Below are 12,962 nucleotides of genomic sequence, written 5' to 3' on the forward strand. Positions count from 1 at the left end.
CCGGAGAATTTAAAAACCAGGATCCCAATCTACTTCAATCGTTTGAGTAGCGAGATCGACTTTCTTGATAACCTGTCCATCGAGGAACGGAACCAACCGCTCCTTGATGCCAAATGCATCTTTCAGGTTTGCCCTAATGACGAGAACGTCATTTGACCCGGTTTCCATCATGTCGATGACTTTCCCCAGGCTATAACCTTCAGTGGTGACCACCTGGCAACCCATAAGGTCTTTCCAGTAGTAGTCGCCCTCTTCCAGCTGCGGCAACTGCGACGAATCCACGATAATTTCACAATTAGTCAGTGCATTCGCGGCATCACGATCGTCAATGCCTTTCAGCTTGATGATGATGTCCTGATTGTGGTGACGCCAGCTTTCCAGCTCGACTTCTTCCCACTTACCGGCTTTCTGGATAAACCAGGGCTGGTAATTAAAAATGCTATCAGCGTCTTCAGTGGAGGAAAACACTCTGAGCCAACCACGAATACCGTAGCAAGAACCCATTTTGCCCAATACAATCGGTTCAACAGGTGCTTTATTGCTCATCATGACCACCGTGACAGATTAAGCTGCTTTGTTTGCTGCTTTGATCAGCGTAGCAACGCGATCGGAAACAGTAGCGCCCTGGCCAACCCAGTGAGCGATACGATCCAGATCCAGACGGGTTTCTTCTTCAGAACCAGAAGCGATCGGGTTGAAGAAACCAACGCGCTCAATGAAGCGACCGTTGCGTGCATTACGGCTGTCAGTAACAACAACCTGGTAGAACGGACGCTTTTTAGCGCCGTGACGTGCTAAACGAATAGTTACCATAACATCCTCTTGTGTGAATAAAACAACCGGGCCCCATCGAGGAACGGAGCCCGGGTGTCATATTAAAAGCCCGAAAATTTTACTGATTTCTGGGGAAAATGCAATCAGCAGTTAAAACTCTGCTGCAAAACACGGCCAGGGTGCGCTTTTCGGGCACACCCCGGCATCAAAATAGCCAACAGCCAGGCGATTAACGGCCAGGGAATCCTGGCGGCATCATGCCCTTCATGCCACGCATCATCTTCGCCATGCCGCCTTTCTTCATTTTCTTCATCATGCGCTGCATGTCGTCGAACTGTTTCAGAAGGCGGTTTACGTCCTGCACCTGCATGCCGCAACCGGCTGCGATACGGCGTTTGCGGGACCCTTTGATGATGTCCGGGTTAGCACGTTCCTTGAGGGTCATCGAGTTGATGATCGCCTCCATACGCACCAGCACCTTATCATCCATCTGCGCTTTTACGTTGTCAGGGATCTGGCCCATGCCCGGCAGTTTGCCCATCAGGCTTGCCATGCCGCCCATGTTTTTCATCTGACGCAGCTGCTCAAGGAAATCGGTCAGGTCAAAGCCGTCGCCTTTTTTCAGCTTGCTGGCCAGCTTCTCAGCCTGGGCGCGGTCAACCTTGCTCTCGATATCTTCGATAAGCGACAGCACGTCACCCATGCCGAGGATACGGGAGGCGATACGGTCCGGGTGGAATGGCTCCAGCGCTTCGGTTTTCTCACCCACACCGAGGAATTTAATCGGCTTGCCGGTGATATGACGAATCGAAAGCGCCGCACCGCCGCGGGCGTCACCGTCCACTTTGGTCAGCACTACGCCGGTTAACGGCAGCGCTTCGTTAAACGCTTTCGCGGTGTTCGCCGCATCCTGACCGGTCATGGCGTCAACAACAAACAGGGTCTCTACCGGATTGATAGCGGCATGCACCTGTTTGATCTCATCCATCATCGCTTCGTCAACGTGCAGACGACCGGCGGTATCCACCAGCAGCACGTCGTAGAATTTCAGCTTCGCCTCTTTCAGCGCCGCGTTAACGATGTCGACAGGCTTCTGGGCAACGTCAGACGGGAAGAAATCCACGCTGACCTGCTGCGCCAGGGTTTCCAGCTGTTTAATCGCCGCCGGGCGATAGACGTCCGCAGAAACGACCAGCACTTTTTTCTTGTGCTTTTCACGCAGGAATTTACCCAGCTTACCCACACTGGTGGTTTTACCCGCACCCTGCAGGCCTGCCATCAGCACGACGGCCGGTGGCTGTGCCGCCAGGTTAAGCACCTGGTTCTCTTCGCCCATCGCCGAAACCAGTTCGTTACGGACGATTTTGACGAACTCCTGACCTGGGGTCAGGCTCTTGTTAACTTCATGACCAACCGCCTTCTCTTTAACGCGGTTGATAAAATCACGAACAACCGGCAACGCGACGTCTGCTTCCAGCAGCGCCATGCGCACTTCGCGCAGCGTTTCCTTGATGTTGTCTTCGGTAAGGCGTCCGCGGCCGCTGATGTTGCGCAGCGTGCGCGACAAACGATCGGTTAAATTATCAAACATTGTCTCTCGCCTGAGTAGAAACGTTGGGTCGCTGGCAGCGACACATACACAGAATTTTGCCGGAGTATAACATGAAGGCGGCTTTGTTGTTATGCAACGGTTGGAGCAGGCGTCACGTAACGTTATACTGCTTCTCTTTCTTATTAAGACAACTGTCGATGCCTATATGCCTGTTTTCGCACTGATCGCCCTTGTTGCCTACTCTGTCAGCCTCGCGCTGATCATTCCTGGACTGCTGCAAAAAAACAGCGGCTGGCGACGCATGGCTATTCTTTCGGCGGTGATCGCACTGATAAGCCATGCGTTCGCGCTGGAATCGCGCATTATCCCCGGCGATGGCAGCGTACAGAACCTGAGCGTGCTCAACGTCGGCTCGCTGGTCAGCCTGATGATCTGTACGGTGATGACCATTGTCGCCTCTAAAAACCGTGGCTGGCTGCTACTGCCGATTGTGTATGCCTTCGCGCTGATCAACCTGGCCCTGGCCACGTTTATGCCCAATGAGTTTATTACGCATCTGGAAGCGACGCCGGGAATGCTGGTGCATATCGGCCTGTCACTCTTCGCTTATGCAACGCTCATTATCGCCGCGCTCTATGCCATGCAGCTCGCCTGGATTGACTACCAGCTGAAAAACAAAAAGCTGGCCTTTAACCATGAGATGCCGCCGCTGATGGTGATTGAGCGTAAGATGTTCCACATCACGCAGGTCGGTGTCGTGCTGCTGACGTTAACGCTGTGCACAGGCTTGTTTTATATGAAGAACCTGTTCAGCGTAGAGAATATCGATAAAGCGGTCCTCTCCATCATCGCGTGGTTTGTCTATATTGTCCTGTTATGGGGCCATTATCATGAAGGCTGGCGCGGTCGTCGCGTGGTCTGGTTCAACGTCGCGGGCGCGGGCATTCTCACCCTTGCCTATTTTGGCAGCCGCTTCATACAGCAATTTGCTGGCTAAGTAACAAAGGAGTTCCCCCTGGAACACATCTCTACCACCACGCTGATCATTACGCTGATCGTCATGGTGGTCATCTCCGCCTATTTCTCCGGCTCGGAAACCGGCATGATGACCTTAAACCGCTACCGGTTACGTCATCGTGCTAAACAGGGTAACCGTGCCGCCCGTCGCGTCGAAAAACTGCTGCGTCAACCGGATCGTCTGATCAGTCTGGTGCTTATCGGTAACAACCTCGTCAACATTCTTGCCTCTGCGCTCGGTACTATCGTTGGGATGCGCCTGTACGGCAACGCCGGCGTCGCCATTGCCACCGGTGTGCTGACGTTTGTGGTGCTGGTGTTTGCAGAAGTGTTGCCTAAAACCATCGCCGCGCTCTACCCGGAAAAAGTGGCCTACCCCAGCAGCTTCCTGCTGGCACCGCTGCTGATCCTGATGATGCCGCTGGTCTGGTTACTGAACATGGTGACGCGTGTTCTGATGCGGATGATCGGTATCAAAGCAGACGTCACCATCAGCAGCGCGCTCAGCAAAGAAGAGCTGCGCACCATCGTGCATGAATCGCGCTCGCAGATCTCCCGGCGTAATCAGGACATGCTGCTGTCGGTACTGGATCTGGAAAAAGTCAGCGTTAACGACATCATGGTGCCGCGTAACGAGATCGTCGGCATTGATATCAATGACGACTGGAAAGCCATCGTCCGCCAGCTGACCCACTCCCCGCACGGCCGTATCGTGCTGTACCGCGACTCTCTGGACGATGCCATCAGCATGCTGCGCGTGCGCGAAGCTTATCGTCTGATGACCGAGAAAAAAGAGTTCACCAAAGAGGTGATGCTCCGCGCCGCCGACGAAATTTATTACGTGCCGGAAGGAACGCCGCTCAGCACCCAGCTGGTGAAGTTCCAGCGTAATAAGAAGAAGGTCGGCCTGGTGGTCAATGAGTACGGGGATATTCAGGGGCTGGTGACGGTTGAAGATATTCTGGAAGAGATTGTTGGCGACTTTACCACCTCAATGTCCCCTTCCCTTGCGGAAGAAGTCACCCCGCAAAACGACGGCTCGGTGCTGATCGACGGTAGCGCGAACATTCGCGAGCTCAATAAAGCCTTTAACTGGCATTTACCGGAAGATGAAGCACGCACCATAAACGGGATGATTCTGGAAGCACTGGAAGAGATCCCGGCGGCGGGCACGCGGGTGCGCATTGAGCAATACGATATTGATATCCTGGACGTGCAGGACAATATGATTAAGCAGGTGAAAGTCCTGCCGGTAAAACCGATTCGGGAAAGTATTGCAGAGTAGAGAGTAGGCCGGGTACGGCGCAAGCCGCCACCCGGCACTACAGATGGCAAATTACGCTTTCGCTTTCGCCACGGTAACCATTGCAGCACGAATGGTACGACCGTTCAGGGTATAACCTTTCTGCATCACGCCAAGCACTTTACCGGCTTCAACGTCTTCTGATTCCACCATCGCAATCGCCTGGTGTACGTTTGGATCCAGCGGAACGTTGGTATCGCCAACCACTTCCACGCCAAACTTACGTACCACATCCAGCATGGATTTCAGCGTCAGTTCGATACCTTCGATCATCGCGGTGTTGTCCGGGTTTGCTTTATCAGCCACTTCCAGTGCGCGATCCAGGCTATCAATCACCGGCAGCAGTTCGTTGATGAATTTCTCCAGCGCAAATTTATGCGCCTTCTCAACGTCCTGCTCGGTACGACGGCGCAGGTTTTCCATTTCCGCCTTGATGCGCAGAACACTGTCGCGTTCGCGATTCTGTGCTTCTACCAGCTGAGCTTCCAGATTCGCAATTTTTTCATCGCGCGGGTCCACCTGCTCAGCAGATGCGTCCGGCTCTACAGCCTCAACATCATCGTGCTGTTCCGTGATAATTTCTTCAGGGGCTTGCCCCTCAGGCGTTTTCTGTTCTTTACTACTCATGAATTTCTCCGCGTTTTTCTGCATTCATATCGCTAACTTCGCTTATTATGGGGATCAGTTTCCGGGATTCAAGGGAACAAGACAGATTGTCATCATTCATCAGGCACAAGGACCTCCAGAAAATGAATAATCATTTCAGGTGTATTGGGATCGTCGGGCATCCGCGTCACCCTACCGCATTGACGACACATGAAATGTTGTATCGCTGGCTGTGTAGCAAAGGCTATGAAGTGATGGTCGAGCAGCAGATTGCTCAGGAGCTGCAGCTGAAGAGCGTCAAAACCGGCACGCTGGCGGAAATTGGCCAGCAGGCAGATCTCGCCGTAGTGGTCGGTGGCGACGGCAATATGCTCGGCGCGGCCCGAACGCTCGCGCGTTATGACATCAAGGTCATCGGTATCAACCGCGGCAATCTCGGCTTTCTGACCGACCTCGATCCGGACAACGCCCAGCAGCAGCTGGCCGACGTGCTGGAAGGTCATTATATCAGCGAAAAACGCTTTTTGTTGGAAGCGCAGGTGTGTCAGCAGGACTGCCAGAAGCGCATCAGCACCGCGATTAATGAAGTGGTGCTCCATCCCGGCAAAGTGGCGCACATGATTGAGTTCGAAGTCTATATCGACGAAATCTTCGCCTTCTCGCAGCGTTCTGACGGGCTGATTATCTCCACGCCGACAGGGTCGACTGCCTACTCGCTCTCTGCGGGTGGTCCGATCCTCACCCCTTCACTGGATGCCATCACCCTGGTACCGATGTTCCCGCACACGCTCTCGGCGCGTCCGCTAGTGATCAACAGCAGCAGCACCATTCGTCTGCGTTTCTCGCACCGCCGTAACGATCTGGAGATCAGCTGCGACAGCCAGATTGCGCTGCCTATTCAGGAAGGTGAAGATGTTCTCATTCGTCGGTGTGATTACCACCTGAATCTTATTCACCCGAAAGATTACAGCTATTTCAATACATTAAGCTCGAAGCTTGGCTGGTCAAAAAAATTGTTCTGATTTTGCATCCAGTACTTTACTGTATATAAAACCAGTTTATACTGTATGAAAACACAGTCATGGTTTTTCATACAGGAAAACAATTATGCTGGCACAACTGACCATCAGCAACTTTGCCATAGTTCGTGAGCTTGAGATCGATTTCCACAGCGGCATGACGGCGATCACCGGGGAAACCGGTGCGGGTAAATCCATTGCCATAGATGCCCTCGGCTTGTGCCTCGGCGGCCGTGCAGAAGGTGACATGGTGCGCAGGGGCGCAAACCGTGCCGATCTCTGCGCTCGCTTCTCCCTGAAAGATACCCCTGCCGCCCTGCGCTGGCTCGAAGAGAACCAGCTGGAAGACGGACGTGAGTGTTTACTTCGTCGCGTTATCAGCAGCGATGGTCGTTCCCGCGGCTTTATCAACGGCACTGCAGTCCCGCTTTCCCAGCTTCGCGAGCTCGGCCAGTTACTCATTCAGATCCACGGCCAGCACGCGCACCAGCAACTCATTAAACCGGAGCAGCAGAAAGCGCTGCTTGATGGCTATGCTGGTGAGTACGCACTTACTCAGCGCATGGCGGAGCACTATCGCCAGTGGCATCAAAGCTGCCGTGAGCTTGCCCAGCACCAGCAGCAAAGCCAGGAGCGTGCCGCCCGTGCTGAGCTTCTGGAATACCAGCTTAAAGAACTCAACGAATTTAGCCCGCAGGCGGGTGAATTTGAGCTTATCGACGAAGAGTACAAGCGCCTGGCTAACAGCGGTCACCTGCTCTCAACCAGCCAGAATGCCCTTAACATGCTGGCTGACGGTGAAGACGTGAACCTGCAGAGCCAGCTGTATAATGTTCGTCAGCTCATCACCGAGCTGGCCGGCATGGACAGCAAACTCTCTGGCGTACTGGATATGCTGGAAGAGGCCGCGATTCAGATTTCAGAAGCCAGTGACGAACTGCGCCACTACTGTGAACGTCTGGATCTCGACCCGAACCGTCTGTTTGAGCTGGAGCAACGCATCTCCCGTCAGATCTCGCTGGCGCGTAAGCACCACGTTACGCCAGAAGAGCTGCCTGGCTATTATCAGTCCCTGCTTGATGAACAACAGCAGCTTGACGATCAGGCTGACTCGCTGGAAACCCTGTCACTGGCGGTGAACCTGCACCATGAACAGGCGCTGACGACGGCGAAACAGCTGCATGAGATCCGTCAACATTACGCCCAGGAACTGAGTCAGTACATCACCGACAGCATGCACACGCTGGCGATGCCGCACGGCGTATTCACCATCGATGTCCGTTTCGAAGAGAACCATCTGACGGCGGAAGGTGCGGACCGTATCGAATTCCGCGTCACTACCAACCCGGGGCAGCCGTTGCAGCCCATCTCTAAAGTGGCTTCCGGCGGTGAACTGTCGCGTATCGCGCTGGCGATTCAGGTAATTACCGCACGTAAAATGGAAACCCCGGCGCTGATTTTCGATGAAGTGGACGTGGGGATCAGCGGCCCTACGGCGGCGGTCGTCGGCAAACTGTTGCGCCAGTTGGGTGAATCAACGCAGGTCATGTGTGTTACCCACCTGCCGCAGGTGGCCGGGTGTGGTCATCATCACTTTATCGTCAGCAAAGAAACTGACGGTGAAATGACGGAAACGCACATGAAGCCACTGGATAAACGCGCACGTCTGCAGGAGCTGGCACGCCTGCTGGGCGGCAGTGAAGTCACGCGAAATACGCTCGCGAACGCGAAAGAACTGCTGGCGGCATAAACTTTTTCGGGATCTCAGGGTCATAGAGAACAACAAAAACGCCGCCAGACCGGTTTCAAAGTGGGGCAAGGTCTATTATCATCGGCATATAACATATGAGCCGCGTTCTGCTCGGGCCCGAAAAGGAATCAAATCACTATGCGTTGTAAAATGCTGACCGCTGCCGCAGCGGTTCTTCTGATGTTGACCGCAGGCTGTTCCACTCTGGAGAAAGTGGTTTACCGTCCTGACATCAACCAGGGGAACTACCTTACCCCTAACGATGTGTCCAAAATCCGTGTGGGGATGACACAACAGCAGGTCGCTTATGCACTTGGAACCCCAATGATGTCCGATCCGTTCGGCACAAACACCTGGTTCTATGTATTCCGTCAGCAGCCGGGCCATGAAGACGCGTCCCAGCAGACCCTGACGCTGACCTTCAGCAGCGCCGGTGTGTTGACCAACATCGACAACAAGCCTGCCCTGACCAAATAATCAGGTGTCAGAGATACAAAAAGGTGCTCAATGAGCACCTTTTTTGTATTCCTTCATCCCCCTCGCCCCTTTGAGATCAGGCTTAAGGTGAAGAGCAAACTACTTACCCGATTTCTCCGCACGCTGGCGACGCAGCTCTTTCGGGTCGGCAATCAGCGGGCGATAAATTTCGACCCTGTCACCCTCATTCACCACATCAGCCAGTTTGACCGGACGGCTGTAAATGCCGACTTTATTTTTCGCCAGGTCGATGTCACGACGAAGCTCAAGGATGCCAGAAGCGCGAATAGCCGCCTCAACGGTCGCACCTTCTTCCAGCATCACACGCTGCAGATATTGCTTCTCCGGCAGCGCATACACCACCTCGACAGCTATCTTATGCGACACTGTAAACCTCTTTGGCGCGGGTCGTGAACGCCTGAACCATATTCGAGGCCAGCTCTTTAAAGATGCGGCCAAACGCCAGCTCAATCAGTTTATTGGTAAACTCAAAGTCCAGCTGGAACTCGATGCGACAGGCATCAGCGCTGAGGGGGGTAAACTTCCAGCCTCCCATCAGGGTTTTAAACGGACCATCTACCAGATGCATCAAAATACTCTGATTGCTCGTCAGCGTATTGCGGGTGGTGAACGTCTTGCTGATCCCCGCTTTGGAGACATCGACCGCCGCCGTCATCTGCGTCGGGCCAGACTCCAGCACTCGGCTCCCGGTACATCCCGGAATAAATTCTGGATAAGACTGAACGTCGTTCACTAACTGATACATTTGTTCCGCGCTGTATGGAACAAGCGCAGTACGGCTAATCTGAGGCATAGCATTTCCCATGGTCACACAACCGACAAATAATAACATTTATCACCTGTTAAAAAAACGCTAAGCCTCATCTCGTGCTAATATAGCGCGTTAGACCTCACAGGACGCAATGAGGTGACTTTTTGAAATCAGATTACCGATGGCTTTACGATACTTATGACGAAGAAAAAAGCACATAAACCAGGCTCGGCGACCATTGCGCTCAACAAGCGTGCTCGCCACGAGTATTTTATTGAAGAAGAATTCGAAGCTGGCCTTGCATTGCAGGGCTGGGAAGTAAAATCGCTGCGCGCCGGGAAAGCCAACATCGGTGATAGCTACGTGATCCTGAAAGATGGCGAAGCCTTCCTGTTCGGTGCCAACTTCACGCCGCTGACCGTCGCCTCGTCACACTACGTGTGTGACCCAACGCGTACCCGTAAGCTGCTGTTGAACAAGCGCGAACTGGAGTCCCTTTATGGGCGCATTAACCGTGAAGGCTTCACCGTGGTTGCCCTGTCGCTGTACTGGAAAAATGCCTGGTGCAAAGTGAAAGTTGGCGTCGCGAAGGGTAAAAAACAGCACGACAAACGTACCGATCTGAAAGAGCGCGAATGGCAGCTCGACAAAGCACGTATTATGAAAAACGCAGGACGTTGATTCTGCGCACTTATTGTACTATTCAATAAGTTAGCGTTCCGGGCTGGTATCCAGGATCTAAAATCTGGTATACTCAGTTCAACACTATTGGGGCTGATTCTGGATTCGACGGGATTTGCGAAACCCAAGGTGCATGCCGAGGGGCGGTTTGCCTCGTAAAAAGCCGCAAAAAAATAGTCGCAAACGACGAAAACTACGCTTTAGCAGCTTAATAACCTGCTCTGAGCCCTCTCTCCCTAGCTTCCGCTCTTAAGACGGGGATTCAAGAGAGGTCAAACCCAAAAGAGATCGCGTGGAAGCCCTGCCTGGGGTTGAAGCGTTAAAACTAATCAGGCTAGTACGTTAGTGGCGTGTTTGTTCGCAGCTGGCGTGCGAATGTAAAGACAAACTAAGCATGTAGTACCGAGGATGTAGAAATTTCGGACGCGGGTTCAACTCCCGCCAGCTCCACCAAAATTCTCCATCGGTGATTACCAGAGTCATCCGATGAAGTCCTGAGAGCCCGCACGGCGCAAGCCCTGCGGGCTTTTTTGTGTCTGTCGTTGTCCGAGGGCAACCAGCTTAATCCAGAGAAATTGATGCAGCTTTCGCGTTTAGGAAAAGGGCTCGTCGTACCCTCGATTGCAATTTCTGTTTACGAAATTTATACCGCTGAGAATAAGGTCTCAGAATCGGGGCGGCAAATAGCGCTAAACGCCGCAGGCTGCGTAATGGCGGGATTGATGTGTGGGCCAGATGCACCTGTTTGTGTACTTATTGGTGGTTTTGTCAGCGGTGCTCTTGGAGTATGGGAGATGGGGAGTGTGTGGAATTGATTATGAAACAGGTTAATTCAATATCTCTGGTAAAGGTTCAGGAAGCGACAGATTTATCCCAGGCGCAGTCTAACGTCGTGATCAATGGCAATAGCACAGACATTATTGTACCAGGGCAAATACTGGAAGCAGCTGTTCAGGTTAATGATCATCGCTATATCCTTTTTTTAACGGATGACATTATTTTCGAGGAGTCACTGACAATTGCTCTTATCGATGTTAAGGATGGCGTTAAAGAAATCGTCCGTTTGGGTAACGAGTATTCGATGGGGAGTTTTGAAGTATTATCCGTTACAGTAGATAGTATCAATTTCAGATTCATTGGTAATTTTCTCTGGACAGTCAACACCGTCGACTCCCCGCGCTTAAGGCTTCCTTTTGGTTCAGACCCCAAGGTGTAAAACGAGAGGCTGGCCTGAAAAAATACATGACGATTTCAGCCACTCCTGCGCCAGAGAAAGTTCGTTGATGCGACTTTCTGCCAAGCGCAACGTCAGTACGTTAACATTGTAAAGGCAACGACAAGACCTCTTATTATGTAGCTCGTAAGGCTACATTCTGCACGCGTCCATTCACACACTTTATTTATCCAGGCATAAGTCTGGAAAAACTCAGTAAATCAACATCCTTAACAGAATCTACAGTTCCGAAATTACGCCACCCGCGTATACTGCATTCACGCCACCAAAAAACACCTGAACGCAAAAGGATTCGCCCCCATGACAGCGTCCTCAAACCGCATCGCAAGCCAGGCTATCGTGGCTCTCACGTTTTTGCTCAGCGGCTGCGTTTACCATGATTATCCCTCCCCTCGTATTGAGGGCACACTGAATAACGCAGGGAAACCGCTGCCCCGGGTAACCGTTTCGTTAGTGGAGTTCGACCGACACATTGCCACGACACAAACGAATAATAACGGGTATTTTTCTTTCGTACCGCAGGGAGACTGGCATGTTTTTATACCCGTCGGACCGCAAGATCGCCTGAGTAGCTGGACACTGACAACAATCGACCCTCAGGGACAAAAACGCGATATTTACACCTCCCGACGCTTTGGCGGGCCTTTTTCAGGCTATTCCAGGAACGACAGCGTGAAACTGTTCTGCGAACTCTCCCCAACAAGCAGTAAGAGTCAAAATATATTTTGCGAAGCTCAGTGAGTTAATTAACTTTACTCATGGCCAAAAGCCACCAGTAATAGGGATATGCACGCCCCTGGTACACGGCATTCAACCTGATAATAATTAATTCCTCTGCGTAACTAAATACGCTTCACGGTATAACGCCAAAATAACATTACAGTTTTTTCCTAAAGCCACGCCGCTTCGTCTGTGCCATGCTGAATCACGCTCATAACCGATAACGTTAAATGAGGATATTATGAAAAAAACAATTATCGCATTATCTGCCGTTCTGCTGGCTTCCCCAGTATTTGCTGCGACCACACATGCAACTGACGATACCGTCGCTGCGGCGAAGGCAAACGCCAACGACGCGAAGCAAAAACTGCACGAAGAGCAGAATAAAGGCGAAGAGCTGAAGCTGAAACAGAAGCATGCTGCAGAGGGTAAAACCGAAAACTTAGGCAGCAAGGTCAGCGAAGATTCCCAGAAAGCCTGGCATAAAACCAAAGAAGGCACCGAGAAAGGGTGGGATGCCACCAAAGAAGGTGCTGAGAAAGGCTGGAATAAAACCAAAGAAGGTGCCAGCGAACTGGAAAAGAAAGTCACTGAGTAATCCCTTCGAAAGGCCGCAGACGCGGCCTTATTTATTCCCTCCTGCCCTGCTTCCTGCAGACTAAACTTGTCTCAGGGGGACTCCATCATGAACAGCGAACACACCGCACCTGAAACCCAGGGCGTTACCGTTGAATTACTCTCCGTCATCGATCTGGGGCCGGAAATAGCGGGCATGGCCGGTCGCCAGCTTCGCATGCGCAGGGTCACTCTCGCTCCCGGCGCGGTCTTTGGTCCGGTGCATAATCATATCGACAGACCGGGCACCGTGTTTATCCTTGAAGGAACCATCACCGATCATCGTCACGGTATTGCGACTGATTACGGTCCCGGTGTCGGCTGGCCGGAAGATCACAACACGGTCCACTGGCTGGAAAACCGGGGTCCGGTAACCGCCGTCGAGATCTCGGTGGATATTATTAAGACGTCCTGACGCCTAAAAGCCGAATAGATCCCCGGG

Annotated in this window: 16 protein-coding genes and 1 other RNA gene; 11 read left to right on the plus strand and 6 right to left on the minus strand. The window is 52.5% G+C overall.

The features are described from left to right. Window positions 1-9: 9 nt before the first annotated feature. The 3 genes from rimM to ffh all read right to left on the minus strand — a co-directional run bounded on the left by rimM (window position 10) and on the right by ffh (window position 2,365). The gene (gene rimM, locus ACMVME_RS21505) at window positions 10-549 is read right to left on the minus strand and encodes a ribosome maturation factor RimM (RefSeq protein WP_032670210.1); all 540 of its coding nucleotides are present in this window, start codon (window positions 547-549) and stop codon (window positions 10-12) included. A gap of 15 nt (window positions 550-564) precedes the next feature. Continuing rightward, window positions 565-813, minus strand: coding sequence for a 30S ribosomal protein S16 (gene rpsP, locus ACMVME_RS21510; RefSeq protein WP_014171249.1), 249 nt, complete (start codon window positions 811-813; stop codon window positions 565-567). Between the two features lie 190 nt (window positions 814-1,003). Next, entirely contained in the window at window positions 1,004-2,365 is a 1,362-nt protein-coding gene (gene ffh, locus ACMVME_RS21515; protein WP_014171250.1) for a signal recognition particle protein, read from the minus strand. 166 nt (window positions 2,366-2,531) lie between these two features. Here ffh and ACMVME_RS21520 point away from each other — a divergent pair, with 166 nt between their 5' ends. Next, the gene (locus ACMVME_RS21520; RefSeq protein WP_003863130.1) at window positions 2,532-3,323 is read left to right on the plus strand and encodes an inner membrane protein YpjD; all 792 of its coding nucleotides are present in this window, start codon (window positions 2,532-2,534) and stop codon (window positions 3,321-3,323) included. Between the two features lie 18 nt (window positions 3,324-3,341). Next, window positions 3,342-4,628, plus strand: coding sequence for an HlyC/CorC family transporter (locus tag ACMVME_RS21525; RefSeq protein WP_032670206.1), 1,287 nt, complete (start codon window positions 3,342-3,344; stop codon window positions 4,626-4,628). Window positions 4,629-4,679: 51 nt separating this feature from the next. Here ACMVME_RS21525 and grpE read toward each other — a convergent pair whose 3' ends face one another. Next, window positions 4,680-5,273, minus strand: coding sequence for a nucleotide exchange factor GrpE (grpE, locus tag ACMVME_RS21530; protein ID WP_020883911.1), 594 nt, complete (start codon window positions 5,271-5,273; stop codon window positions 4,680-4,682). A gap of 122 nt (window positions 5,274-5,395) precedes the next feature. Between grpE and nadK the strand changes: the two genes are divergently transcribed. From nadK to bamE, 3 genes are all read left to right on the plus strand, one after another. After that, window positions 5,396-6,274, plus strand: a complete 879-nt coding sequence (gene nadK / locus ACMVME_RS21535; protein ID WP_020883909.1) for an NAD(+) kinase — start codon at window positions 5,396-5,398, stop codon at window positions 6,272-6,274. An 85-nt stretch (window positions 6,275-6,359) separates the two neighbouring features. After that, window positions 6,360-8,021, plus strand: a complete 1,662-nt coding sequence (gene recN / locus ACMVME_RS21540; RefSeq protein WP_068795471.1) for a DNA repair protein RecN — start codon at window positions 6,360-6,362, stop codon at window positions 8,019-8,021. A gap of 138 nt (window positions 8,022-8,159) precedes the next feature. Then, complete coding sequence (gene bamE, locus ACMVME_RS21545) at window positions 8,160-8,498, plus strand: outer membrane protein assembly factor BamE (protein ID WP_014171256.1); 339 nt, start codon at window positions 8,160-8,162, stop codon at window positions 8,496-8,498. Window positions 8,499-8,597: 99 nt separating this feature from the next. On the opposite strand, the gene ACMVME_RS21550 is transcribed toward bamE, so the two are convergent. After that, on the minus strand, window positions 8,598-8,885 hold the full coding sequence (locus tag ACMVME_RS21550; protein ID WP_032680464.1) for an RnfH family protein: 288 nt from the start codon (window positions 8,883-8,885) through the stop codon (window positions 8,598-8,600). Continuing rightward, the gene (locus ACMVME_RS21555) at window positions 8,875-9,312 is read right to left on the minus strand and encodes a type II toxin-antitoxin system RatA family toxin (RefSeq protein ID WP_024908332.1); all 438 of its coding nucleotides are present in this window, start codon (window positions 9,310-9,312) and stop codon (window positions 8,875-8,877) included. The genes ACMVME_RS21550 and ACMVME_RS21555 overlap by 11 nt, the downstream gene beginning before the upstream one ends. 156 nt (window positions 9,313-9,468) lie before the next feature. Between ACMVME_RS21555 and smpB the strand changes: the two genes are divergently transcribed. The 6 genes from smpB (at window position 9,469) to ACMVME_RS21585 (ending at window position 12,935) form a co-directional block, all read left to right on the plus strand. Beyond that, entirely contained in the window at window positions 9,469-9,951 is a 483-nt protein-coding gene (gene smpB, locus ACMVME_RS21560) for an SsrA-binding protein SmpB (protein WP_008502505.1), read from the plus strand. Between the two features lie 89 nt (window positions 9,952-10,040). Then, window positions 10,041-10,404: a transfer-messenger RNA gene (gene ssrA / locus ACMVME_RS21565) on the plus strand. A 364-nt stretch (window positions 10,405-10,768) separates the two neighbouring features. After that, window positions 10,769-11,167: a hypothetical protein gene (locus tag ACMVME_RS21570; protein ID WP_251859118.1), complete on the plus strand. Its 399-nt coding sequence runs from the start codon at window positions 10,769-10,771 to the stop codon at window positions 11,165-11,167. Window positions 11,168-11,485: 318 nt separating this feature from the next. Next, window positions 11,486-11,926, plus strand: coding sequence for a carboxypeptidase-like regulatory domain-containing protein (locus tag ACMVME_RS21575; RefSeq protein ID WP_068794934.1), 441 nt, complete (start codon window positions 11,486-11,488; stop codon window positions 11,924-11,926). 220 nt (window positions 11,927-12,146) lie between these two features. Then, on the plus strand, window positions 12,147-12,503 hold the full coding sequence (locus ACMVME_RS21580) for a hypothetical protein (protein WP_014171277.1): 357 nt from the start codon (window positions 12,147-12,149) through the stop codon (window positions 12,501-12,503). A gap of 87 nt (window positions 12,504-12,590) precedes the next feature. Beyond that, on the plus strand, window positions 12,591-12,935 hold the full coding sequence (locus tag ACMVME_RS21585; RefSeq protein ID WP_032678804.1) for a cupin domain-containing protein: 345 nt from the start codon (window positions 12,591-12,593) through the stop codon (window positions 12,933-12,935). Window positions 12,936-12,962: the final 27 nt, after the last annotated feature.

The sequence above is a fragment of the Enterobacter cloacae complex sp. 2024EL-00711 genome, assembly GCF_047529885.1.
Taxonomy (GTDB): Bacteria; Pseudomonadota; Gammaproteobacteria; order Enterobacterales; family Enterobacteriaceae; genus Enterobacter; species Enterobacter ludwigii.

Excerpts from the sequence above, each read along its gene's own strand:
- nadK (WP_020883909.1), top strand. The coding sequence starts at position 5,396 with ATGAATAATCATTTCAGGTGTATTGGGATCGTCGGGCATCCGCGTCAC.
- ACMVME_RS21570 (WP_251859118.1), top strand. The coding sequence starts at position 10,769 with ATGAAACAGGTTAATTCAATATCTCTGGTAAAGGTTCAGGAAGCGACA.
- rimM (WP_032670210.1), bottom strand. The coding sequence starts at position 549 with ATGATGAGCAATAAAGCACCTGTTGAACCGATTGTATTGGGCAAAATG.
- rpsP (WP_014171249.1), bottom strand. The coding sequence starts at position 813 with ATGGTAACTATTCGTTTAGCACGTCACGGCGCTAAAAAGCGTCCGTTC.
- grpE (WP_020883911.1), bottom strand. The coding sequence starts at position 5,273 with ATGAGTAGTAAAGAACAGAAAACGCCTGAGGGGCAAGCCCCTGAAGAA.
- ACMVME_RS21520 (WP_003863130.1), top strand. The coding sequence starts at position 2,532 with ATGCCTGTTTTCGCACTGATCGCCCTTGTTGCCTACTCTGTCAGCCTC.
- recN (WP_068795471.1), top strand. The coding sequence starts at position 6,360 with ATGCTGGCACAACTGACCATCAGCAACTTTGCCATAGTTCGTGAGCTT.
- ffh (WP_014171250.1), bottom strand. The coding sequence starts at position 2,365 with ATGTTTGATAATTTAACCGATCGTTTGTCGCGCACGCTGCGCAACATC.
- bamE (WP_014171256.1), top strand. The coding sequence starts at position 8,160 with ATGCGTTGTAAAATGCTGACCGCTGCCGCAGCGGTTCTTCTGATGTTG.
- ACMVME_RS21555 (WP_024908332.1), bottom strand. The coding sequence starts at position 9,312 with ATGCCTCAGATTAGCCGTACTGCGCTTGTTCCATACAGCGCGGAACAA.
- smpB (WP_008502505.1), top strand. The coding sequence starts at position 9,469 with ATGACGAAGAAAAAAGCACATAAACCAGGCTCGGCGACCATTGCGCTC.
- ACMVME_RS21575 (WP_068794934.1), top strand. The coding sequence starts at position 11,486 with ATGACAGCGTCCTCAAACCGCATCGCAAGCCAGGCTATCGTGGCTCTC.
- ACMVME_RS21580 (WP_014171277.1), top strand. The coding sequence starts at position 12,147 with ATGAAAAAAACAATTATCGCATTATCTGCCGTTCTGCTGGCTTCCCCA.
- ACMVME_RS21585 (WP_032678804.1), top strand. The coding sequence starts at position 12,591 with ATGAACAGCGAACACACCGCACCTGAAACCCAGGGCGTTACCGTTGAA.